This window comes from Actinocrispum sp. NPDC049592, from assembly GCF_040675465.1.
Lineage (GTDB): Bacteria > Actinomycetota > Actinomycetes > Mycobacteriales > Pseudonocardiaceae > Kibdelosporangium.
On sequence record NZ_JBFAPA010000001.1, the window covers coordinates 204,138 to 227,819 of the forward strand.

Below are 23,682 nucleotides of genomic sequence, written 5' to 3' on the forward strand. Positions count from 1 at the left end.
AGACGTGAAATTCGGAGTGCTGGGGCCGCTGGCCGTGTGGACCGCCGACGGGCGCGAGGTGCGCGTGCCCGAGGCGAAGGTCCGCATGCTGCTCGCGGCCCTGTTGGTCAGCGAGGGCCGGCCGGTGTCCGCCGACCGGCTGGCCGACGATCTGTGGGGTGACCGTCCGCCGGGCAACCCCGCGAACACGTTGCAGACCAAGATCTCGCAGCTGCGCAGGGTGCTGGAGGCGGCCGAACCCGGTGGCCGGTCGCTGGTGGCGTTCCAGGCGCCCGGGTATCTGCTGAGAGCGGACGTTGACGTGGCGCGGTTCCGGGAGCTGGTGGCGCAGGCCGGGACCACGCATGATCCACGGATGCGGGCGGAGGTGTTGTCCGATGCCTTGGCCTTGTGGCGTGGGCCGGTGCTGGCGGAGTTCGCCGACTCTGCTTTCGCCGTGCCCTTTGTGCAACGCGTCTCTGAGGAGAGACTGGCCGCGTGGGAGGAGTGGGCATCCACCCGGCTGGCAATGGGCGACCACGCGCAGGTCCTGGGCGAGCTCGGTGAACTGGTGGCCGAGCATCCGCTACGGGAACGGTTGCGGGGCCTGCAGTTGCGAGCGCTGTACCAGGCGGGCAGGCAGAGTGAGGCGCTGGAGAGCTTCCGGCAGCTGCGCGCCTTACTGGCCGAGGACCTGGGAATTGAGCCAGGGCCGGAGCTCTCCGGCCTGCATCGGGCCATCCTGCTGCAGGATCCGGCGCTGGCCGTCTCGCTGCCCACGACGAACCTGCCGTCGCCACTGACCGCGTTGGTGGGCCGGGATGCGGCGGTCGAGTCGGTGCGTTCGTTGATGGGTGAGACGCGGCTGGTCACGCTGACCGGCCCAGGCGGAGTGGGCAAGACACGGCTGGCGATCGAGACCGCGCGGCGGCTGGGCAACGCCTGGCTGGTCGAGTTCACCGATCGAAGTAGTCCGTCCGGTGACTGGGTCTACGAGTTGACAGCGGCCGCGTTGGGTATCCGCGACGATCCCGGCGCATCCGGCACCCTCGCCGATCGGTTGGCAGAGGCGTTGCGCGCCAAAGAGATCGTGCTGGTTCTCGACAACTGCGAGCGCGAGATCAGTGCGGTCGCACGGTTGGCGTCCGGGTTGCTGCAAGCCGTGCCGGGCCTGCGGATCCTGGCTACCAGCCGGGAACCTCTCAGCGTGGCGGGCGAGGTGCTCTGGAACGTGCCTGCGCTGGACGTTCCGGCGCCCTCGGACACAGATGTCCTCGGGTTCAGCGCTGTGCGGTTGTTCCTCGATCGGGCGATGGCGGCCGGGTTTGTGTCCTCGCCTGAGGATGCACTCACGATCGCTGCGATCTGCCGCAGGCTGGACGGGATCCCTTTGGCGCTGGAACTGGCGGCGACGCGGGCTCGTGCTCTCGGCGCGGGCGAGGTATTGGCCCGGCTCGACGACCGATTCCGCTTACTGGCCAGCGGCAGCCGTGACGCCCCGGCGCGGCAGCGCACATTGCGGGCGACCATCGATTGGAGCTGGGATCTTCTGTCGGACAAGGAAAGGACGGTGTTGCGCAGACTTGCCGTGCCAGACGGTTGCGCGCTCGATGCGGCGGAGGTCTTGTGCGCCGGTGGCGACGTTGAGCGTGGTGATGTTGTCGAGCTGATGGCGAACCTGGTCGACCGTTCGCTGGTCAGTCCGGGGCCGCGGTACCGGTTGCTCGAATCGGTGGCCGCGTACTGTGCGGAGCGGCTTGACGGAGCAGGTGAGACGTCGGACCTGCTGCTGCGTCATGCCGAGTACTACACATCGCTCGCCGAACGCGCTGATCCACTCCTGCGGACGAATGAGCAGCGCCAGTGGCTCGAACGACTGGACGTGGAGAGCGGCAACCTCCGGAAGGCGCTGGACACGGCTGTGCTTGCGGGCGATGCGTCGCTCGCGTTGCGACTCGTCAATGCGATGACGTGGTACTGGTTCCTGCGCGGACGGATCGGTGAGGCATGTAGGTCGATTCAACGGGCGTTGTCTCTGTCCGCGGACGCCAGGGCTGTTGCGTGGCTTGCTGGGCTGGCGGTTCTGAGTGGGGAGCCCGCAGACGAACACGCCTTCGCGGCAGCACAGGACATTGTGGACAAACAGGAGCGTGCGCGGGCGCTGTGGTTCCTCGCCTATGTCATGTCCACCATGGGTGACAGATCAAGCGTTGCACTGAATGACCTGGCGCTCGCTGGTTTTGAGGAGTTCGATGACAAGTGGGGAATCGCTGCGGCACTGGACAACCGGGTGACTCAGCTCAGTGTGCAGGGAGACTTCGCCGACGCCGAACGGGATGCCGCCCGGGCGGCAACGCTGTTCGACTCTCTTGGCGAACGGTGGGGCCAACTGCAGGCTTCCTTCTCGCTGGGCATGCTCGCACAGGTCGTCGGCGACTCGGGCCGGGCCGCCGAGTTGCACCGCAACGGTTTACGGATGGCCGAGGAGCTCGGCCTGTGGACGGAGGTGTCGTACCAGCTTTCCTGGCTGGGCCGGACGAGCATGCACACCGGTGACTACGACCAGGCGTGGGAGTTTCACTCGCGCGCGATGCGGCTGGGCGCTGAACAGGGCTTCAAACCCGGTGAGATGTACGCCGAGACCGGTCTGGGCCTTGGTGCGCGCCGTCAAGGCAGGTTCGACGTCGCCGAGAAGCACTTGCGCAATGTGCTCGACTGGCACCGGCAGGGTGGCTTCGAGTCCGGCAGCGCCTTGATCCTGGCGGAGCTGGGGTTCATCGCCGAACAACGTGGCGACTTGGCTATGGCCCGGCAACTGCAGCTCGATGGGTTCACAGTCGCCCGCGCTACCGGCGATCCCCGTGCGCTGGCTCTTGCCCTCGAAGGACTCGCGGGTGTGCAGGCGCTGGCTGGTTCCTATGTGGACGCTGCTCGGTTACTCGGGGCGGCAGCCCAAGCCCGCGAATCAGTAGGCCGTCCGCTACCGAAGAACCAACGAGGTGACATCGATCGAATCACTGCAATCGCCGAAAACGCCCTCGGCACTGACACTTTCACCGCCGAACACACACGAGGCGCACACCTGGAGATCGATGCCTTGATACCCACAAACTGAATAGACCACCGTGCTTGGGCGGCGAAACGACAGGCGAGGTCATCCGAGCTCGTGACCATCCACGGATTGCCAGGACTCCGCACGACCGCACACCGGACAACCGCACACCGGACAACCGCACATCTGACAACCGCACATCTGACAACCGTGCACCTGACGACCGCGCACCCGATGATTGCGCATCCGATGATTGCGCATCCGATGATTGCGCATCCGACGACCGGTATCTGGTGACCGGTGCTGGACAATCGGCATCTGACGATCAGGGAGTTGGCGGTCGGGCGTTAACGATCGAGTACAGCAGATCGGGAGCGCCATCTCGGAGCACTAATCCCGCTCGTGGCCACCAGCAGGCCATGTGGCGGCCACGGCCACCGGATTCATGCGACTGCGATCCAGGAAGACTGCGGCCGCCTAGACCGGAGCTGCTGGCAGGAACCATCTACAAGGTTTTCCTTGGCGGTGATCGGCAAGGAAGGCACAGCGCCTTCATGCTGGCCGAGGCCTGGCAGGTCGGTACAGGCAGCAAGTTCGGTATAGCCAGCAGGGTTGGTGCAGTACAGGCGGCCGGTCGGTACAGGCGGCAAGCTAGGTTCGGTATGGGCGGCAAAGCTAGGTTCGGTATAGGCGACGGATAGCTATAGGCAGGCCGGTATCGGCAGGTCGATATCCGCGCACTTTTGCAGCCGGCTTCGCCTTGTTCTCCACGGCACCTCGACCGGACCTGCTGCCAGCGAGTCCGGGAGTGGCGGGTTGGTGTAGACGGCAGGCCTTGCAGGCGAGCACCTTCCGATGGCGTCGTCGAACCGGCAGACGAGTCATGGCACCACGTGCGTCTCCCAGCGCAGTCACCGGACTCGATGGACGGCCGCGGCGCGTCGGTGAGCCACGTATTGAGCTGGACCCTTTGCTGGGCAAGCGGACCCGTGCCAGAGCAAGCCGGACGGCGACCTCGCGACTGTCGCGTTGTGCCCGCAGCCGTTGAGGTTGGTCGACCGGTCCATCGCGCAGACCTTCGGCGATCGGGATCGACCCGCAGGGTCTCGATGCTTCCACGGACCGGTCATGGCCGCCGCCCGCGCTCGTCGGCACAGCCGCCACGGGCGCCTGTGGCAAGCAGGATCGCTTGTGCGGCATAAGTTTTCGGCGACTCCCTGGCGAGATCACCTACTCCGTGCGCTTCCATGCGTGAGTCGGAGCGACGTCGCGCGGTGGACGTCGAGCGACCGTTCCTCGGTGGGGGCGCGGGCTGGCTCAGTGAGTCGACTCGGAATCTCGGCACGGGTTCGTAGGAATGCGAATCAATGCCGACAACGGAATCGAGTTCGCGTTGATTCGACAACTGCTGCCGTTGGGCATGACGTGAGCGGGATCAACACGTCACCCCTTCGGAGAACTTCGCTAGCAGGCCTTTCCACCTGCTGGGATCAAGACGACGTAAAGGAACGTGCCGAATGCGTCAGGACGCCGCCAGTGCGTAGCGCGAGCACGCTCCCACTGTGGGTGAATCGAGCGTTGACTTCGACAACGAAGGGTGCACTGCTATGACCAGCAGCACCACCAGTTGGCCCCGAATCTCCGGTCCGCTCGGATCAGCGGCCGGGTTCGCGGCGGGCATCGTCGCGGCCGTCCTGGCGTCGATCGCGGGGGCCGTGGAGCACCACAGCATCGGACTGTTCGCGCTCGCGCTGGCGATCGCCGGGGTGTCTGCGATCACGACAGTCGCCGGCGCTCTGGCGACGGCCGCGCAGTGCTGGTTGCTGTACGCCAGCTTCATCGTGGGCCGGTCCGGCAGCCTGGTCTTCGACGAGTCGTCGGCGGACACCGCGGGAATCTTCGCGATCATCGCGCTGGCCGCGACCGGGCTCAGCCGGGGTCGCGTCACCCAAGTCCTGAGCAGGCATTAGTCCCCCAACAGGGTTAAGACGATTTGCTTGCCGGCGCACCTACAGCTCAGGATCGAACGCGTGTTCGAGATCGATGCTAGGCGGGCGGCGCGCGACATCAGGCTGGCAGCGGACGAGATGCGAGACCTGGCGCGCAACGCACCGCCCGGGCCGTGGCAGGTGACCCATGGCGTCGACTCGGTGCACCTGCTCGCCTTGGAAGGCCACGAGATCGCGGTGCTCACCGGCATGTGGGCGACCGGCACGGCGAAGTACCTGGCGACCGTCAGCCCGAACGTCGCATACCTGTTGGCCGAGTTGCTCTGGTTGAGCGAAAGCCTTGTGCGTAAACGGGAATTGCCGTCGCGGGTGCAAGCCTCGTTGCTGGCTCTCGCGCGCGCTATCCGAACCCCCTAAAGTGCCAGTGGGTCACTTTCAGCTTGGGGGTTGAAATGGAACGTCGTAGTTTTCTGCGCTGGTTAGCCATGACCGGGATCGTCCTCCCGGCGGTTCTGGGTTCGTCGAACGCTGAGGCGGCGCCCGAGGACGTCACCGTGCTGACCAACGCAACCGTGATCGACGGGACTGGCGCGCCGGCCCGGCACGGAATGACGGTCGTGCTGATCGGCGACCGGATCGCGTGGATCGGCCGGTCCGTGCCACCCGCCGGAGCCGCGGCCGCTGCGTGTGTGCTCGACCTGCGCGGCAAATACGTCATCCCCGGCCTGTGGGACATGCACACCCACTACGGGTCGGACGACAAGATCACCATCCCACTGCACATCGCCAATGGCGTCACCAGCGTGCGCGAGATGTGGGGGTTCCCGGAGATCCGCGCGATGCGCGACCGGATCGACAACGGCGAACTGCTCGGCCCGCGGTTCACCATCGCCAGCACCATCATCGACGGCGCCAATTCCGTGTGGGCACCCGATTCCACCCAGGTGGTGACCGCCGCCGAGGCGCGGGCCGCTGTGCGGCAAGCAAAAGCCGAGGGCGCCGACTTCCTCAAGATCTACACGTACATCGACCGCGATGCGTTCTTCGCGCTCGCCGACGAGGCCCGCCGCGTTGGCTTGCACGTCGTCGGTCACCATCCCGCACGGCTACGGGTTCGTGACGTGAGCGACGCGGGGATGCGCAGTTTCGAGCACCTCTACAGCATGCCGATCGCGACCTCCGACCGTGAGGACGAGATCACCCACCTGCTGAACACCACGTCGATCGACCCCGCGAACCCGCGCGGCTACTACAACTACATCCGCGAGCTCGACCGTCAGGCCGCGTTGGCGCACAACCCCGGCAAGGCGGCCGCGTTGTTCGAACGGTTCGCCCGCAACGGAACCTGGCAGTCGCCGACGCTGACCGTCGTCCGCGTGATCTCACAGCCCGCCGACACCTACGCGCACGACCCGCGGCTGAAGTACATCGACAAGCCCACCCAGGCGTTCTGGGCCGAGCACGTCAAGAACTTCGCGCCCAAGACGCCCGAGGAGATCGCGCAACAGCGCGAGTTCCTGCGGTTCCGCCTGGACATGGTCCGCCGCATGGACCGCGCCGGGGTACGGATCATCGGCGGCACCGACACGCCGAACCCTTACGTGTTCCCGGGTTTCGCCGCGCATGACGAGCTTTCCCTGTTGGTGCAGGCGGGTCTGTCGCCGATGCGGGCGTTGCAGACCATGACCCGCGACGCCGCGACCTACCTCGGCCTCGACCGCACGATGGGCACGGTCAGCCAGGGCAAGGTCGCCGACCTGCTGGTGCTGGACGCCAACCCGTTGGCCGACATCACGAACACGCAGAAGATCCACGCGATCTTCAGCCGCGGCAGGCTGATCACCGCCGAGGACCGCGCCAAGATCCTCGCCGACGTGGAGGCCTTCGCCGCCTCGACGACCCCGGTGACCGCGACCAGGAAGTTCCGCGCGGTCTGCGCCTGCCACGCCTGATACCACACCCCACCGACAAAAACGCGCCCCGTTCTGAGCACCCCCGATGTCCCAACCTACAGCGGGGGTCTGACAGAACCGGGTGCGTTCTACTCTCCGGTGATCCCGTCGGCCAGTTCGCGGGCGATGTCGAGGTGGCCGAGGTGGCGGGCGTATTCCTGCAGGACGTGGAACAGGATCCAGGCGAGTGTCGGCGCGTCTTCGGCGGTTGCGAACCGGCCGCCCGCCGCTGCGCGGTCGTCCAGCGAACCTTTCGCGGCGATCGCGCGGGAGTGCGCGCATTGCTCGCGGAAGAAGGCTTTGACCTCGGCGACCGTTTCGCCGGGCTCGACGTACCACTCGCCTTCGTTCTGCGGCTGGTCACCCCACGGCTGGTCGACCTGTTCGGCCGCGAAGCCCCAACGGAACCATCGCCGTTCCATGTAGGCAAGGTGTTTGAGCAATCCCAACGGCGTCCAGCCGGATGGCAGGCGGCTGTGCCGCGCCTCCCTGTCGGACAGGCCCTCAAACTTGCGCAGCACCCCGTCGCGGCAGTAGTCGAGGTACCCGGCCAGCAGCGCCGACGGGTCGGCGAGCGTCATCTCCGGTTCGGACACAGGTTCCACGAGCGCAACGCTATCTCAGCGGGAACCAGGTCCCCGGCTCCCACCGCACATCGCCCCAGGCGAGCCGTTCCTCCCGACGCGGATCGATCTCGACATGTGGGTCCTCGTCGAACACGTACACCGCGCGGTCCGTGTAGTACCGCGGCCACTCGTTAGACGGCACACCACTGTGCACGAAGTTCACCCAGGCCTGGTGCATCGCTGCGGCTGTGCGTTCCCGCTCGGGTTCGGGCGCGGCAACGGTGAACTCCGGCGCGACGTCCCAGACCATGCCCAGCTCCATGCCGTGCCCGCCGTCCAGGAAATGCGGAACGCCGGCCTGTGCGATGTCCATGCGGTAGTGATAGACGGTCCCATGCTTGGCTTGCGCGTACGCCAGCCGTTGCACGGGAATGCCGTACCGCTCGTCGCCCATGACAGCCACGACAGCATTGTCAGCACCACGGGTATCGCTGTAAGTCTCCAACAGCCTGGTGTCGCCGAAGATTGACGTCAGCACATCCGCAGTGGGCGCCGTGGCATCCTCACCGAGGAACGCCGCGTAGGTAGCCGCCTCGTTGCCGTTGTATCCCAGCATGAGCGCGATATCGCTGGCACTACCCGCGCCGATCAGCGTCGTCGGCATCGTCGGCAACACCAATGGATGCAACGTCGGCCGCCACAACCAGGTGGCGTGCAACGCGGGCAGAATCCGTTCCTGGGCGGCGAGAATCTCCTCCGCCGGAATCGACCGCAGTGTCCGGGCGTCATGACAGTCCAGCTCCGTCAGCAACCGACGTGCCACCGCAGTGCCTTGCTCGGGGGTGGCCACGAAGTCGCCGCCGCTACTGATAATCGCCTGCCGGAACATGGTGCGGGACAACGGGCTCGCCATCAGGTTGCCGACACTCTTGCCGCCCGCGGACACCCCGTACACCGTGATCCGCGTGGGGTCACCGCCGAAAGCGGCGATGTTGTCCCGAACCCACCGCAAAGCGGCAATCTGGTCAAGCAACCCGCAAACGCCCGCGTCGATCTCCTCCGCGCCGAAGATCCCGCCCAGATGCGCCAGGCCGAGCGCACCGAGCCGGTAGTTGACCGTCACCACCACGATCCCGGCCCGCGCGAACGCCGCACCCTCGCTGGGCCGGGTCCCGTTGCCGGTCCGGAAGCCGCCGCCATGCAGCCAGAACAGCACCGGCCAGCCACCCTCGGGCGCGGGACCGTCCGGCGCGCACACGTTGAGGTAGAGACAGTCCTCGCTGGACGGGGCGGGCGCCACGCCGATCTCCTCGGGCTGCAGCGACTGCGGGCCGAAATCGGTCGCCTTCCAGGTGCCCTCCCATGGCGGCGCCGGTCGCGGGGCGCGCCAGCGCAGGTCGCCGACCGGCGGCTGGGCGTACGGGATTCCGCGCCACACCACGTGATCGTCCTGCCGCAGGCCACCCAGCCGACCCTGCCCGATCGTCACGACCGCCACGTGTTCCCACTGTACTCAGGCATTGATGCGGTCCAGGTTCCGCTCGACCCACGACCGCAGCGCACCGAGCGGCTCGGCCACGCCGTGCCCCAACTCGGTGAGGTTGTACTCGACGTGCAGCGGCACCGCCGGATAGATCGTTCGGTCGACGAACCCCGCTTCTTCCAGCCGCCGCAGCGTCTGGGTGAGCACTTTCGGGCTGACCCCCTCCAGTTGCCGCTGCAGCTCGCCGAACCGGAGCGGGCCCTCCTCCAGGGCGCCGATCGCGAGCGCTGTCCACTTGTTGGCGAGCAGGTCCAGCACGCCCCGGCATGGGCACTGCGCCGCGTACACGTCGTGCTTGTCATGCTGGCCCGTTGGGCATGACAGCGCCATCTCCGCTCCTCTACCTGCATGCTTCCTTATGGGAAGTATGCGCCCTTGCGGGAAACTAGGCCCTTCTGGATAGCGTCACCGTACCCCCTGAAGAACAGGAGTTCGCCAGATGCGAGCGATCAGCCAGGACGAGTTCGGTGGCCCGGAAGTGCTGCGTGAGGTCGACGTGCCGCGCCCGGAACCGCTACCCACCGAGGTGCTCGTCCGAGTGGTGTCCGCCGGTCTCAACCCGGTCGACGTCAAGACCCGCGGGGGGGGGCGGCATGGCCGGCGTGCTCGGCAAGCCACCGTTCATCCTCGGCTGGGACGTGTCCGGCGTGGTCGAGCAGGTCGGCTTCGGCGTGCACACCCTGAAGGTCGGCGACGAGGTCTACGGCATGCCGTGGTTCCCGCGTCAGGCCGGCGGCTTCGCCGAGTACGTCACCGCCCCGTCGCGTCAGTTCACCCACAAGCCGTCCACAGTGGACCACGACACAGCCGCGGCGGTCCCGTTGGCGGCGCTCACCGCGTGGCAGATCCTGCACGACGCCGTGCAGGTTCGACGGGGCCAACGCGTGCTGATCCACGCTGCGGCAGGTGGGGTCGGCCACTTCGCCGTGCAGTTCGCCAAGAACGCGGGCGCCACCGTGATCGGCACGGCCCGCGCGGCCAAGCACGACTGGCTGCGTGAGCTCGGCGCCGACGAGGTCATCGACTACACCGCCGAGCGGTTCGAGGAGCAGGCCAACGGCATCGACGTCGTTGTCGACTTGGTCGGCGACCATGTCGACAACACGAGCACGCGTTCGCTGGATGTCCTGCGCCCCGGTGGGACTCTGGTGGCCGTCCCCAGCGGCGTCGCGCCCGAACTGCTCGACCGAGCCTCGGCCCGTGGCCTGACCGCGATCCCGTTCCTGGTCGAACCGGACGGCCCGGCGCTGAGCCGGATCGCCGACCTGATCGACGCCGGCGAGGTGCGTGCCGAGGTCGAGCAGGTCTTCCCGTTCGTCGAGACCGCGGCCGCGCACGAACGTCAGGAAAGCGGCCGTACGCAGGGCAAGCTCGTGGTCAGAGTTGCTGCTGAGGCAGGTTGAGCTTGGGCAGGATGCCCTCGATCTCCTCACGCCTTGGCTCCAGCCACGGCGGCAGTTTGAGCGCGCGGCCCAGTTCGAGCAGCGGCTCGTCGATGGCGAACCCGGGTTCGTCGGTCGCGACCTCGAGCAGCGTGCCGCCGGGCTCGCGGAAGTAGATCGACCGGAAGTACTGACGGTCCAAAATGGACGTGACGTTGACGCCCCGGTCGGCCAGCTCCTCACGCCACGCCGCCTGGGTGTCCTCGTCGGGGGCACGCCACGCGACGTGGTGCACGGTCCCCACCGCGACCCGCCCGCGCGGCTCGTCGGGCGTCACCAGAACGTCCACCAACGCCCCCGCGCCGCCCTCACCGGCGGCGAACCTCAGCCGGTTGCTGTCCTCGGCGACCTGCCGCAGGCCGAGGTCGCTGCTGAGGGCCTCTGCGGTCGCCTCTTCGCGGTCCACCGACAACGTCACCGAGTGCAGCCCGCGCACCGCGTGCTCGGGCGGGACGAACCCGTGGTCCCACGGCTCCCGGGGATCGTCCTGGCTGTGCGCGACCAACGCGATCACCAGGCCATCGGGGTCGCGGAAGGTCAGCACATCCTCGTCGTCCCGGTTGACCACCTCGCTGACCTCGACGCCGTGCTCGGCCAGATGCGACTTCCACCAGCCGATCGACGTCTCCGGCACGGAGAACGCCGTTGTGGTGGCCTGTCCATGGCCGTGCAGGCCCTGGGGCGCCTCCTCCCAGGGGAAGAAGGTGAGCAGCGAGCCGGGTTTGCCCGAGCTGTCGCCGTAGTAGAGGTGGTAGGTGCCCGGGTCGTCGAAGTTGACGGTGGTCTTGACCAGCCGCAGGCCCAGCGCTCGCAGGTAGAAGTCGACGTTGCGCTGGGGATCCCCGGCGATCGCGGTGACGTGATGCAAGCCGCTGGTCGCGATGGACATGGTGACTCCTCTCGCCGCGGCCATTGTCCTCTCGTGAGCACGGATCGGCGCGCCCACGAGAGGACAACCTGCGTCAGCGGCGCGGCACGGTCATGGTGCCGTCGCTGATCCGGACCATGCCGATCCGGCTCTCACTCGTGTAGCGGACGTCCTCCGTGTCCACGACCACCGCCAGGTGGTGCCCAGCGGGCACGTCCCAGGAGATCGACTCGAGCGGGAAGTCGACCGTGGCCGACTTGTCGCCGCGGATGGTGAACGGTTTGTGCGTGATGAGTGAGCCGACGCCGACGGCGTTGACGTCGTACAGATACACGAACAACGACGTGTCGTCGGCTGTGGAGGTGACCGTTGCCGTGAACCGTGGCTTGCCTACGACAGTTGTGGGCTGACTGTAGGCAGGCCCGTTCCATACACCGGCCACGGTAGGCAGCACTGCAGGAATCACTACACCCACAGGGATCTTGAGATACCCCTGCAGCGCGCCGCTCAGAATCGGTACACCGCTGTTGGCGATCGAGTCCACACCCGACCCGAACGTCCTGGTGCCCAACGTGAGCGTGTCGGTCCTTGTCGCCGCACCCGCCAGCGACGGGTACCCGCGCCAGGTGCTCGCGTTGGCTGACATCAGCTGCACCGGCTGGGTGCGGTCGATGCCGTTGTCGGCACCGTTGAGGTAGTGATCGAACCACTTCGTGGCCGTGTCCCACACCTCGTTGGACAGGCCCACCGCGCCGGGCAGCTCGGCGGTGGCGTGGTCACCGCCCTGCAACAGCAGGCGTTTGGGTGTGGTCAGCCGGTCGTAGAAGTCGATCGCCTGGTTGGGCGGGAAGATCGCGTCCTGCCACGAGTTCGCGATCAGGATGGCCGCGCCGTTGGCGTTGATCTGCGCCAGTTTCGACGCCGCGGAGCGCGACGGCGCGACCTGGCGAGCGTAGTCGATCTTGCCCATCAGGAACTCAGAGGTGATCCGCCGCAGGTCGGGACCGGGTTTGCCGGCCACCTGCGCGAGGGCGAGCAAAGCGCCCGCGGAGAGCTGGCTGATGGTCTGCCCGGGGTACAGGCTCGCCTCCAGGTCGGCCCAGGTGCTCATCGACGCGACCGCCTTGATCCGGCTGTCGTTCGCGGCCGCGAGCAGGCCGATGCCCGCGCCGTAGGAGATCCCGGCGACGCCGACCCGGGTCACGTCGGCATGGGCGTTCGCCACCGCCCAGTCGATGATCCGGCTGACGTCCTCGACCGTGTCCGGTCCGGCCACGTCGATCTCCCCACCGGAGTCGTAGAAGCCCCGGCTGGTGTAACTGATCACCACATCGCCGCTCTGCTCGGCGAGTTTCCGTGCCGCCCCAACGTATTCCACGTCGGGGACGCCCCAGCTGGCCGGCATGACCAGCAGCGGGAACGGGCCGTCACCACGACCGGTTGGGGTGACGACGAATCCCCGCATGGGCGTACCGCCCGCGCCGGGGATGGACTCATACGAGATGGCAGCGCCGAAGGACGCGGCGCTTGATGCGGGGGCGTGCAGGGTGCCCGCCGCGGCTACGGTTATCAGCAGGGTCAATATCCGTGAGCTGCGCATAAACCCTCCATTGGGTATCGCGTACCAGGTAAACGCGCAGCTCAGAGCGGGGTTACGGACAAGTAACCTACTGGACGTCACTTTCCTCCGTGTGAGTGACGACGCAGGTCAGGCGGGCTGTCGGCCCGCCTGTCGCCGCCGGGAGGGCTTAGGCAGAATGCTCGACGTGACTTTGTCGATAGACCAGCGGATCGCCGAAGAGCTGGGTGTCCGCGAAAACCAGGTGAAGGCCGCGGTCGACCTGCTCGACGGCGGCGCGACCGTGCCGTTCATCGCCCGGTACCGCAAGGAGGTGACCGGGACCCTGGACGACGCCCAGCTGCGCACGCTGGAGGAACGCCTGCGGTACCTGCGCGAGCTCGAGGAGCGGCGGGCGGCGGTGCTGGAATCGGTGCGTTCACAGGGAAAGCTCACCGACGAGCTGGAAGCGCAGATCAACGCCGCGGAGACCAAGGGCCGGCTGGAGGACATCTACCTGCCGTTCAAGCCCAAGCGGCGGACCAAGGCGCAGATCGCGCGCGAGGCGGGCCTGGAGCCATTGGCCGACCAGCTGCTCGCCGACCCCACGCTGGACCCGCAGGCCACCGCGGCCGGGTTCGTGGACGCCGAGAAGAACGTCGCGGACGCCGCCGCGGCCCTGGAGGGCGCACGGTCGATCCTGGTCGAGCGGTTCGGTGAGGACGCCGACCTGATCGGCGACCTGCGCGAGCACATGTGGTCGCGCGGCCGGCTGGCCGCCAAGGTCCGCGAGGGCAAAGAAGAGGACGGCGCCAAGTTCGCCGACTACTTCGACTTCGCCGAGCCGTTCACCAAGCTGCCGTCGCACCGGATCCTGGCCATGTTCCGCGGTGAGAAGGAGGAGATCCTCGACCTCACACTGAGCCCGGAACCGTCCGACGAGGTCGAGCCGGGCCCGAGCGACTACGAGGTGCGGATCGCCGCGAAGTTCGGCATCGACGACCGCGGCCGCCCGGCCGACAAGTGGCTGACCGACACGGTCCGCTGGGCCTGGCGCACGCGCATCCTCGTGCACCTGGGCATCGACCTGCGGATGCGGTTGCGCACCGCGGCCGAGGACGAGGCCGTGCGCGTGTTCGCCGCCAACCTGCGGGACCTGCTGCTGGCCGCGCCGGCCGGCACCCGCCCGACGATGGGTCTGGACCCCGGGTTCCGGACCGGCGTGAAGGTCGCCGTGGTGGACGCGACCGGCAAGGTCGTGGCCACCGACACGATCTACCCGCACGAGCCGCGGCGCGCGTGGGACGAGTCGATCGCCAAGCTCGCCGTGCTGTGCAAGCAGCACAACGTGGAGCTGATCGCGATCGGCAACGGCACGGCGTCCCGCGAGACCGACAAGCTGGCTGCGGACCTGATCAAGCAGCACGAGCAGTTGCGGCTGACCAAGGTGATGGTGTCCGAGGCGGGCGCCTCGGTGTACTCCGCGTCCGCGTACGCCTCGCAGGAGCTGCCGGGCATGGACGTTTCGCTGCGTGGCGCCGTGTCCATCGCGCGGCGGCTGCAGGACCCGTTGGCGGAGCTGGTGAAGATCGACCCGAAGAGCATCGGCGTCGGCCAGTACCAGCACGATCTCGCCGAAGGGAAGCTGTCGCGGTCGCTGGACGCGGTCGTGGAGGACTGCGTGAACGCCGTGGGTGTGGACGTGAACACCGCGTCGGCGCCGCTGCTGACCCGGGTGTCCGGCATCGGCGAGGGCCTGGCCGAGAACATCGTGCTGCACCGGGACAAGAACGGCCCATTCCGGTCGCGCAGCGCGCTGAAGGACGTGGCCCGCCTGGGCCCCAAGGCCTTCGAGCAGTGCGCGGGCTTCCTGCGGATCCCCAACGGCGACGACCCGCTGGACAACTCCAGCGTGCACCCGGAGTCCTATCCGGTGGTGCGCCGGATCCTGACCGCCACCAAGGTGGACCTGCGCGAGCTGATCGGCAGCCCGGCGCTGAAGTCTTTGCAGCCCAAGGACTTCGTCGACGACACGTTCGGCCTGCCCACAGTCACGGACATCCTGACCGAGCTCGACAAGCCCGGCCGCGACCCCCGTCCCGCGTTCAAGACGGCGTCGTTCGCTGACGGCGTGGAGAAGATCTCCGACCTCAAGCCGGGGATGACCCTGGAGGGCGTGGTCACCAACGTCGCCGCGTTCGGCGCGTTCGTCGACATCGGCGTGCACCAAGACGGTCTCGTGCACGTGTCGGCCATGTCCCGCACGTTCGTGAAGGACCCGCGGGACGTCGTCAAACCGGGTGACATCGTGCGGGTCAAGGTCCTCGAAGTGGACATCCCGCGCAAGCGCATCGGCCTGACCCTCCGCCTGGAGGACGAGCCCGGCAAACCCCAGCAACAGCAAGGCGGCGGCCGCCGCGACAACAACCGTCAGCAGGGCGGTGGCGGCGGACGCGGCAACCAGCAACGCCAGCGCCGCAACGAACCAGCCGCCTCCGGCTCCATGGCGGACGCCCTCCGCCGCGCCGGCTTCGGCAAGTAATAACCCACCCACAGGGCGGCGGCACCCCCGCCGCCCTGTGGACAACTCATCCCCAGCCACCCACCCCGTCAGTCCACCCCAGTAGCGTTGAACCCGGGGGCCGGAGGTCAGGCCCCAATCAAGATCAACTCAAGAAACCCTTGCCCTGCAAGGAATTCCGCACCTCAACGCCGACCATATTCCGCGCCGCTGCCCGCGCGCCTCACCGATCAGAGCACTCACGGCCGCAGCCCGCGCCACACACAATCCCCACCTCGCGAGACTCACGTCCGCACCGCGCACTGCGAGCCAGAGTTCACGCGACCCACTTCAGCCCTCGCCCTCGCCCTCGCCCTCGCCCTCGAAGCATCCCCGCAAGGCGCCCAAGGTCGGCCCAGCCTGTCAATCAACCCACAGCCTCCCGGCCCCGCCCAGGTAAGCCTCCGCTGCCCGCTCCTCCGCGGCCGCGAACTTGTCGGCGATCTCATCGGCGCCATCCAGGCTGCCGTCATCGACCACCTCGCGATATCCGGCAGCGACCAGACCGGTACTACGCGATCAACTCCGCGAGGAACTCCCGGTACCTCTCCTTCATCGGCAGCTCCCGGTCCTCCCGGATCCGGCGCCGCGTCGCGGTCACCGGAACCTCGCGCATCGGGTCGTACCCCGGCCGTTCGTAGGTCTCCCACCACAACCCCACGCCACGGCGCTGCCACATGGGAATGTCGTTGAAGTTCACACCATGGTCGAACAGCAGCTCGTTCTTGGCGGCGGCATCGGCGCCTTCCAACGCCCGCGTGGCCTCCTCGCGCGACCGCCCGTCCTTGCGCAAAGTCCAGTAGCACCAGCCGTTCAGCGCCGACCGCGCCGCATCCGCCTGCCGCCACGAGAAGTAGTCGAGTACGTCCGCGGGCCCGGTCCCCATCCACACCCGGCTGTCGAAGTGCGCCGGTTCGCCCATCGCGTGGGTGAAGGCCGCGGACGTGATACTCGCGGAGACCGACACGAGTTTTTCCACGCCCCGGCCGAAGATCTCGGTGCGCGGGTCGAGCAGGACGGAGATCTCGTCGCTCTCGGTGTAGGCGTACCGGGCGCCGAACTCGGTCAGCAACGTCCGCGCCGCCTCGACCATGAGCTGCGAGAACCGTAAGTCGAACGGTTTGTCGAAGCGCTGCTCGGTGAACCTGGAGAAGGCTCGGCCGTCAACGCGCAGGACCGTCCACGCTCCAGGCGGCACGGCCAGTGAGTGGAACCACTCGCGGGCCCGCTGCCCGGCTGCGAACTGCTCGCCGTCCACCCTGTCACCCTCCGCCCCCGCCTGACACTGTCCGTGACAGTATCGGGCACGGTCTACGGTGAGTAACTAGGTGGTTCCTCTCACGACAAGTCGCCCGGGGTCGACCGTGCGCTGTTCGGGGATCCCGGTCTTGAGGTGGTTCAACAGCAGACGCGCTGCTGAGGCGCCGTCAGCTGCGTCGTCGTGGTGGATCGCCGTGACGCCGGGGTGCACGAGCTGGCACACGTTGGAGTCGCCCCATGCCACTACCGCGAGCTGTGTGGGGATGTGGATGTTCAACATGGCCGCGTGTGCAACGGTCTCCGCTGCTGCCGCATCGTCGTCGTAGATCAACGCCGACGGCGGATCGGGCGTGGCGAGCAGTTCCCTGGTCGCTTCGAGCGCGCCTTCGGCCTCAACCGCCTCGCAGCCGAGAAGTTCCTTCGTCACTTGGCGGAACGCTTCGGCGCGGTGCACGTTGCGGCTCACTCCCTGGCCTTTGACGTGCCCGAGCCTGCTGTGCCCGCGTTCGATGAGGTGCTCGACCGCGCGCCGGCACTCGGCCGCCGGGTCGTCCAGCACCGCGGACATGTCCGGCGCACCGGCGCCGACCAGCACCGCAGGGACGTTCAGCTTGCGCAGCAAGGGAATGCGGTGGTCATCCGGTCGCGGGTCGAGCAGCAGCACGCCGTCGACGCGACGCGCGGCCCACCAGTCGCGGTAGGTCTCGGCCTCGGCTTCGGCGTCGCGGACGATCGCCAGCTGCAGCGCGACGCCGTCGATGGCCAGTTCCCGCTCGATGCCTTCGACCACTGTCCACGGCGCCGGCCCAGCGACCACGAGGCCCACGACACCCGCACGTTCGGCGGACAGCGCCAAGGCCGCGGTGTTGGCCCGCCAGCCCAGCGCGTGCGCGATTCTGGAGACCCGCTCCCTCGTCTCCTCGGAGACGCCGGGCCGGCCGTTGAGCGCGTAGGACACCGCTGCCTTGGACACTCCGGCCCGGCGGGCGATGTCGCCGATCGTCGGTCTTTTCATGGCAGCTCCCATCCTGGAACGAGCCGCTCAGGAAATACACCCGACTGAGGGACCAAACCCAGCTCAACAGCGAAACGACATGCGCTTTCGGGGTCGTGGCCCGAAAAAAGTGTCGGTGGGTGCCTGGAAGCTGTTCACACGGGCCACCCAGGCTCCGGAGACAAGGAGACCGAACCATGGGGATTCTCGACTGCATGGCCGAGACCACCGCGAACGGCAACGAGTACATCGTGCGCGCGGTGAAGCTGCCGCCGAGCGGAGAGCTCGGCGAACGAATAGAGGTGACGCTGTCCGGCGCCGACCAGAACGGCACCGCCAGCGCCACCGGCACCTTCATCGTGCCCGTCAGCGGCCTCACCGCCGTCGGCAGGCTGCTGCAGCAGATCATGAGCGGACTGTCCACATTGAACACACGGGCCCGTCGCTCCGGTGCCCCTCCGAACGCCAACACCCCCTGGACCGAGGAGCAGGACCAGGAACTGCTGAACCGCTGGCTCGAAGCCGGCGACACCCACAAGGCGTACACCGTGCGCCGCCGCCTCGCCGAGCACTTCGGCCGCACCGAGGGGTCCATCCGCGCGCGCCTGCTCCGCCTCGGCTGCAACCCCGACGCCCCCGGCCACCTCTACACCCAAACCTCCCCAGACCCCACACCCCACCCATCACCACAGGAAGCCGCCACCCCAGCCCAATCCACAGCCATTCCCATCTCAACCCCAGCCCCATCCACCCCTCACCCCATCCCCAGCTCACCCCCGACCCCAACCGACCACCCCGCCCTCCCCAATTCATCCCCGAACCCAGCCGACCTCCCAATTCCCTCCAGTTCACCCCCGAACCCAGCCGACCTGCCCGCCCTTCCCAGCTCACCCCCGAACCCAGCCGACCTGCCGACTCCCCTCAGTTCACCCCCGAGCCCGGCCGAACTCCCCGCCCTTCCCAAATCACCCCCGACTACAGCCGACCCTCCAACTCCCAGTTCAACCGCAGCCGCAAACGCACCCCAGCCCGTCCTCGCTTCAGCCGCCAGTCCCAGCTCCGCCCCAGGCGCAGCGGCTCCACCCGACCCCGGCACCAGCCTGGCCTCAGCCACCTCACCAAGCGCCGCCACCGATCCAAACCCGGCCCTCTCCGGCCAGCGGACCACCGATCCCACCTCAGCGTCCGCTGGTGACCCGACCAGCAATCCAGCTCCTACAACCAATCCGGCCAACAACCCCGCCCCAGCCCATTCGACCACCCCCATGACCGGCCCAACCCCAACACCAACCGACCCCGCCACCAAACCCGCAACCTCGGCCACCACTGCCGACCCGCTCAACGCCCCGCCAACCTCGATCTCTCCCGCCGACCCCGCCGACAAGAGTTCGGCTCCCCTCGCCTCGCCAGGCGTCACCACCACCCCAACACCGCCGCCGCGGGTCATCCCCCTGGCATCCACCGACCTCACTTCGGTCGCCGATCCCCCGGCGCCCGCACAGAAAACCCATACCCCGACACCCATCCACACCACACCCGCATCACCGCCACCTCAACCACCCACAACTGCCCAAACCGGCACGGCACCCTCATCCATGCCCACCCATCAATCCGCACCCGCTCAGCAAACCCAGCCCACCCCAACACCGATGTCACCCCAACCACCGACAACCTTCACGCTCGTCACTCATCCCTCCGCGTCCGCTCAGCAAACCCAGCCCGCCTCAACGCCTACGTCACCCCAACCACCGACGACCCTCACCCTCACTCATCCCTCCGCACCCAGCCATCAATCCCACCCCGCCGCCACATCACCATCACTCCTCACGCCGACAACAACCCGTGCCTCCATCGCCCGCTCCTCCACACCAGGCCCGCAAACCGAACTCACCGCACCCCTTCCATCGCCGCGACCACCGAAACCCACCCACGTTCTCACCGCTTTGCCATCCGCGCCCGCGCAAGAAGCGCAAGCCGCCACAACCTCAGCACCGTCATCCATCCCGTCGCCCCAACCACTGACCACCGCTCCCAGCCCCGCCGCGCAACCATCGGTGCCCACCCAACAAACCCGCACTCCAGCAGCACCACCGCCGTCTGCACCCGCCCCTGCCCAGGTATTGAACCTCGCGTTCACAACCCCCAAGGGAGTCTGATCAAGCCGTCCATCGGGGCATGCGGGTCCGGTCCGAGTGCCGACGCCAATCGTGCTCGGCATCCGGGCCGGGGATGTGTCCGAAACGGTGTACACCTGCGGGTACACGACGAAACCGAGATCACGATTCGTGGTGCGATCGCGTCGGCTAAAGGCCTTTCGGGAGGAGGCCGGCGACTCACATCACGAGGAATGAATTCGATTCACTTTTCACGGGTGCGAGTTTGTCCGATTCCGGACAGGAATAGAGGTCCCATGATCTGAGCACTCGTCCATTTGGACGCTGCAACCGGTTTCGAAACCGGGATGTACATCACTCATCCACGCCACACACGACTCTGACCTGCGGAGGTTGCCAGTTCACGACTCCTAATTTCATATGGTCGCGCATTCACCTAGGGCGCTGGCTAAACTGCCCTCCGCCCTTCTGTTCGGAGAGAACGTGACCGTGAGATTTGGCGTGCTCGGCCCGTTGACCGTGGTCGGCCCGACTGGCGAGCTGCGATTACGCGGCGACCATCAGCGTGCTCTGCTGGCGATGCTGGTGTTCCACGCGAACCGGCCGGTGACCACCGATTTGCTGGTGGGCGCTTTGTGGCCGGAGCTGCCGCCGAAGTCTTACGCGTCCAACCTGCACACGTATGTGTCCCGTCTGCGGGCGCGGCTGCGGGGGGTCGAGATCGACCATTCGGGCCGGGGCTACCGGTTGCATGTCCCCACCGAGGACGTCGACCTCCTGGTCTTCCGGGAACAGGCCGCGGCCGGCCGGAGCGCCGCCAGGGCCGGGCAGCACGAGAAGGCGGCGGGGCACCTGCGGCACGCACTGACGCAGTGGCGTGGGCATCCGTTGGGCGACATGCACGTTCCAGTGCTGGACGCGGAGATCACCCGGCTGGAGTCGGAACGGCTGGCGGTGTTCGAGGACTGCGCCGACGCCGAACTGGCGGCGGGGCGGCACGCGGAGCTGGCGGCCGAACTGCAGGCGGCGCTGATCGAGCACCCGTTGCGGGAACGCCTCGCTGGGCAGTTGATGGTGGCGTTGCAGCATTCCGGCCGTCAGGCCGAGGCCCTGGAGGTCTACCGGCGGACCCGGGCGACGCTGATCGACGAGCTCGGTGTGGAGCCCGGGGCGGCGTTGCGCAGGCTGCACGAGTCGCTGCTGCGGGGTGAGACGGACACCCCGTTGCCCAAGCCGACCTGGCCGATCTGCCAGCTGCCCGCGACGTCCGCGGACTTCTCCGGACGCGAGCAGTACCTGGCCGAGATCACGGGTCTGCTGAACCCCGGTGGCCACAGCGTTCCGGTGGTCGTGCTCAGCGGGGAGCCCGGAGCGGGCAAGACAACGCTGTCCATCACGGCCGCGCACCAACTGCGGTCGGTGTACCCGGACGCGCAGCTGTTCGTGTCACTGTCCGGTGTGGACTCGCCGCGGGATATCGGCGCGGTGCTCGCGGACCTGTTGCGCGGGCTCGGGGTCAGCGGACCGGCGATCCCGGACGACCTGCAGGCAAGGGCGGCGGCCTACCGCGGTCTGCTGACCGACCGGAAAGTGCTGGTGGTGCTGGACGACGCGGCCGAACCGAGCCAGGTGCGGCCGTTGCTGCCAGGCACGCCGGGGTGCGCGGTGCTGATCACGAGCCGGCGCAGGCTCAGCGGCCTGGACGGGGCCAGCCGGGTCGGGATCGGCCCGTTCAGCGACAGCGAGGCGCTTCGGGTGCTGGAACGGATCGCCGGACGTCAGCGTGTCGCCGCGGAGCAGCGGGATGCCGAGCGGATCGCGGCGGCGTGCGGGAACCTGCCGTTGGCGTTGCGGATCGCGGGCACACGTCTGGCGTTGCGGCCGAACCTGCCGCTCGCGGTGCTGGCGGCGCGCTTGGAGGACGAGGGCCGCAGGCTGGACGAGCTCGCGGTCAGCGACCTGGCGGTGCGGGCCAGCCTGACGATGAGCTACGCCTCGCTCAGCGAGTCCGCGCGGATTGCGTTGCGGCGCTTAGGAAACATCGATACGGTCGACATTCCCGAGTGGCGGGTGGTCACCCTGCTCGGCGCACGGGAGGCCGACGACGCCATGGAGGACCTGGTCGAGTCCGGCCTGGTCGAGCCGATCGGCATCGACGAGACGGGTGAGCCGCGGTACCGGATGCACAGCCTGGTGCGGGTGTTCGCGATGGAGTGCACCCGCGCCGAGGACGACTGGGACGCGCGGATGGCCCAGGCGCAGACGATCATCGACGCGATGCGTGGCATCGCGGACGTCGCCGCGCGCAAACTGCCGTGGACGCTGCCGTTGCCGCGGCTGGGCGAGCTGGACCGGCCACAGCCGTTGCCGCCGGATCTGGTCAAGCGCCTGACCGCAGACCCGCACGCGTGGTTCGCCACGGAACGGACGAACCTGCTCACCGGAATGTCCAAAGTGGCCGCGCACGGCTGGGAGCGCGAAGCCATGCAGCTGATGGACCGGCTGGCGGTCTACTTGTGGCTGCACGGTCAGTACGCGGACATGCGGCTGGGATACCAGTCACTTGCCGAGAGCACGGACGAACGCGTGGCTGCCCAGGCGAGGTCGGCCCTCGCACTGCTGCGGCACGCCCGTGGCCAGTACGAGCGGGCGATCGAGGAGTACCGCGCATCCGCGAAGGAACTCGACGCGCTGGGCGAGCACGAGGCGCTCGGGTGGGTCCAGCACAACCTCGCGTCCTGCCTGATCGCGGTGCGCCAGCCGGAAGAGTCGATCGAACTCGCTGAGGCGGCCCGAACACACCTCAGTAACGACCCATACGCGCTCGGCATGGTGCTGCACACTCTCGCCACCGCGCTGAACCGGCTCGGCCGCACCGAAGAGTCAGCGCGGATCGAGGACGAAGCGCTCACCCTCGCCCGGAAGTCCGGCGAGTCGCGCCAGCTGGCGATCGCCCTCCACGACCGCGCCTGGGGCTTCGTCCTGGCCAACTCCACCTCCAACCGCACCGAGCCCGCGCCCACCGACCACATGGGACACACGGGGGTGGAGCGGCCCGACCTTGCCCACGTACGGGAGTCGGTCGCGGAAGGCCAGCCCACCGCTGATGCAGACAAACGAAGCAGCCTGACGCAGTCGCAGGAATCAGCTGCCGAAGACCGTCTTGTCACTGGCACACCGGACTCGCGGGTAGACAATCGAACCACTGTGACGCGGGAGTCAGCCACAGAAGACCGGCCTCTCGCCAGTACGCCCGAGTCGGGAGCGGACAAGCAAAACAGCCTTACGCAAACGCAGGAATTGGCCCCAGAAGATCGACCTGTCGCCAATGCATCCGAGTCGGGCGCGGATGACCGGGCCGCTCTGGTGCGGGCGCGCGAGCTGGCCGAAGAGGCAATCGCACTGCTGCGCAAGGAGAATTCACGGTCCGCACTGGCAAAGGCGTTACGCACGCTGGGTGCAATTTGCGCGGGGATCGATGATCGCGAGGCGTCGATGGCGGCGTTCCGGGAGGCGCGGGATATCGCCCGGGAACTCAGTGAGCTGCCCCGTGAACTGTCGTGCACCAGGGCGATCGCGGCGGGGTGGATCGGCGAAGGCAAGGCGGTGGAGGCGATCCCGGTGCTGCGTGACTGTCTACGCACGTACCGTGAGATGGGCAGCACTTCGGCGACGGCCATCACGCTTCACCTCCTCGCCGCGGCTTATGAGTCGACCGGGAAGGCGCGTGATGCTGGGTTCGCCCGCGAAGAGGCGGAGCGGCTCGGCGATCCCCGCGACAGCAACACGTCGACGTTGCTGAGGTTGTTGCTCAGCCTCACCAGACCCGGCTGAGTATTTCCTTC

General features: G+C 67.8%; 14 protein-coding genes. 7 read left to right on the forward strand and 7 right to left on the reverse strand.

Features of this window, described 5'->3' with window-relative positions; genetic code table 11:
• The first annotated feature begins 4 nt into the window (after positions 1–4).
• The 4 genes from AB0J95_RS00985 (at position 5) to AB0J95_RS01000 (ending at position 6,932) form a co-directional block, all read left to right on the forward strand.
• Positions 5–3,094, forward strand: coding sequence for a BTAD domain-containing putative transcriptional regulator (locus AB0J95_RS00985; RefSeq protein WP_364750506.1), 3,090 nt, complete (start codon positions 5–7; stop codon positions 3,092–3,094).
• A gap of 1,544 nt (positions 3,095–4,638) precedes the next feature.
• The gene (locus tag AB0J95_RS00990; RefSeq protein ID WP_364750509.1) at positions 4,639–5,001 is read left to right on the forward strand and encodes a hypothetical protein; all 363 of its coding nucleotides are present in this window, start codon (positions 4,639–4,641) and stop codon (positions 4,999–5,001) included.
• 60 nt (positions 5,002–5,061) lie between these two features.
• Positions 5,062–5,397: a hypothetical protein gene (locus AB0J95_RS00995; RefSeq protein ID WP_364750511.1), complete on the forward strand. Its 336-nt coding sequence runs from the start codon at positions 5,062–5,064 to the stop codon at positions 5,395–5,397.
• A gap of 68 nt (positions 5,398–5,465) precedes the next feature.
• A complete protein-coding gene (locus AB0J95_RS01000) occupies positions 5,466–6,932 on the forward strand; it encodes an amidohydrolase family protein (protein ID WP_364750514.1) in 1,467 nt (488 codons plus the stop codon).
• 89 nt (positions 6,933–7,021) lie between these two features.
• Here the strand turns inward: AB0J95_RS01000 and AB0J95_RS01005 are convergent, their stop codons facing one another.
• Genes AB0J95_RS01005 through AB0J95_RS01015 form a run of 3 tightly spaced genes read right to left on the reverse strand, consistent with a single transcriptional unit; the run spans position 7,022 to position 9,371 of the window.
• A complete protein-coding gene (locus AB0J95_RS01005; RefSeq protein WP_364750516.1) occupies positions 7,022–7,537 on the reverse strand; it encodes a DinB family protein in 516 nt (171 codons plus the stop codon).
• A 10-nt stretch (positions 7,538–7,547) separates the two neighbouring features.
• Complete coding sequence (locus AB0J95_RS01010; protein ID WP_364750519.1) at positions 7,548–8,996, reverse strand: carboxylesterase family protein; 1,449 nt, start codon at positions 8,994–8,996, stop codon at positions 7,548–7,550.
• Between the two features lie 15 nt (positions 8,997–9,011).
• A complete protein-coding gene (locus tag AB0J95_RS01015; RefSeq protein WP_364750522.1) occupies positions 9,012–9,371 on the reverse strand; it encodes a helix-turn-helix domain-containing protein in 360 nt (119 codons plus the stop codon).
• Positions 9,372–9,634: 263 nt separating this feature from the next.
• Between AB0J95_RS01015 and AB0J95_RS01020 the strand changes: the two genes are divergently transcribed.
• Positions 9,635–10,444: an NADP-dependent oxidoreductase gene (locus tag AB0J95_RS01020; protein ID WP_364750523.1), complete on the forward strand. Its 810-nt coding sequence runs from the start codon at positions 9,635–9,637 to the stop codon at positions 10,442–10,444.
• On the opposite strand, the gene AB0J95_RS01025 is transcribed toward AB0J95_RS01020, so the two are convergent.
• Together AB0J95_RS01025 and AB0J95_RS01030 are read right to left on the reverse strand one after the other, a co-directional pair.
• Positions 10,419–11,372 (reverse strand): ring-cleaving dioxygenase, encoded by a 954-nt coding sequence (locus tag AB0J95_RS01025; protein ID WP_364750526.1) that lies wholly within the window; start codon positions 11,370–11,372, stop codon positions 10,419–10,421. The genes AB0J95_RS01020 and AB0J95_RS01025 overlap by 26 nt on opposite strands.
• A gap of 73 nt (positions 11,373–11,445) precedes the next feature.
• A complete protein-coding gene (locus tag AB0J95_RS01030; RefSeq protein ID WP_364750528.1) occupies positions 11,446–12,951 on the reverse strand; it encodes a CocE/NonD family hydrolase in 1,506 nt (501 codons plus the stop codon).
• A gap of 157 nt (positions 12,952–13,108) precedes the next feature.
• Between AB0J95_RS01030 and AB0J95_RS01035 the strand changes: the two genes are divergently transcribed.
• The gene (locus AB0J95_RS01035) at positions 13,109–15,451 is read left to right on the forward strand and encodes a Tex family protein (protein WP_364750531.1); all 2,343 of its coding nucleotides are present in this window, start codon (positions 13,109–13,111) and stop codon (positions 15,449–15,451) included.
• A gap of 529 nt (positions 15,452–15,980) precedes the next feature.
• Here AB0J95_RS01035 and AB0J95_RS01040 read toward each other — a convergent pair.
• Both AB0J95_RS01040 and AB0J95_RS01045 read right to left on the reverse strand, forming a co-directional pair.
• Entirely contained in the window at positions 15,981–16,727 is a 747-nt protein-coding gene (locus tag AB0J95_RS01040) for a tRNA(His) guanylyltransferase Thg1 family protein (protein WP_364750534.1), read from the reverse strand.
• 66 nt (positions 16,728–16,793) lie between these two features.
• A complete protein-coding gene (locus AB0J95_RS01045) occupies positions 16,794–17,744 on the reverse strand; it encodes a LacI family DNA-binding transcriptional regulator (protein WP_364750537.1) in 951 nt (316 codons plus the stop codon).
• Between the two features lie 2,576 nt (positions 17,745–20,320).
• Between AB0J95_RS01045 and AB0J95_RS01050 the strand changes: the two genes are divergently transcribed.
• A complete protein-coding gene (locus AB0J95_RS01050; protein WP_364750540.1) occupies positions 20,321–23,671 on the forward strand; it encodes a BTAD domain-containing putative transcriptional regulator in 3,351 nt (1,116 codons plus the stop codon).
• Positions 23,672–23,682: the final 11 nt, after the last annotated feature.

Excerpts from the sequence above, each read along its gene's own strand:
- AB0J95_RS00990 (WP_364750509.1), top strand. The coding sequence starts at position 4,639 with ATGACCAGCAGCACCACCAGTTGGCCCCGAATCTCCGGTCCGCTCGGA.
- AB0J95_RS01000 (WP_364750514.1), top strand. The coding sequence starts at position 5,466 with ATGACCGGGATCGTCCTCCCGGCGGTTCTGGGTTCGTCGAACGCTGAG.
- AB0J95_RS01015 (WP_364750522.1), bottom strand. The coding sequence starts at position 9,371 with ATGGCGCTGTCATGCCCAACGGGCCAGCATGACAAGCACGACGTGTAC.
- AB0J95_RS01020 (WP_364750523.1), top strand. The coding sequence starts at position 9,635 with ATGGCCGGCGTGCTCGGCAAGCCACCGTTCATCCTCGGCTGGGACGTG.
- AB0J95_RS01025 (WP_364750526.1), bottom strand. The coding sequence starts at position 11,372 with ATGTCCATCGCGACCAGCGGCTTGCATCACGTCACCGCGATCGCCGGG.
- AB0J95_RS01030 (WP_364750528.1), bottom strand. The coding sequence starts at position 12,951 with ATGCGCAGCTCACGGATATTGACCCTGCTGATAACCGTAGCCGCGGCG.
- AB0J95_RS01035 (WP_364750531.1), top strand. The coding sequence starts at position 13,109 with ATGCTCGACGTGACTTTGTCGATAGACCAGCGGATCGCCGAAGAGCTG.
- AB0J95_RS01045 (WP_364750537.1), bottom strand. The coding sequence starts at position 17,744 with ATGAAAAGACCGACGATCGGCGACATCGCCCGCCGGGCCGGAGTGTCC.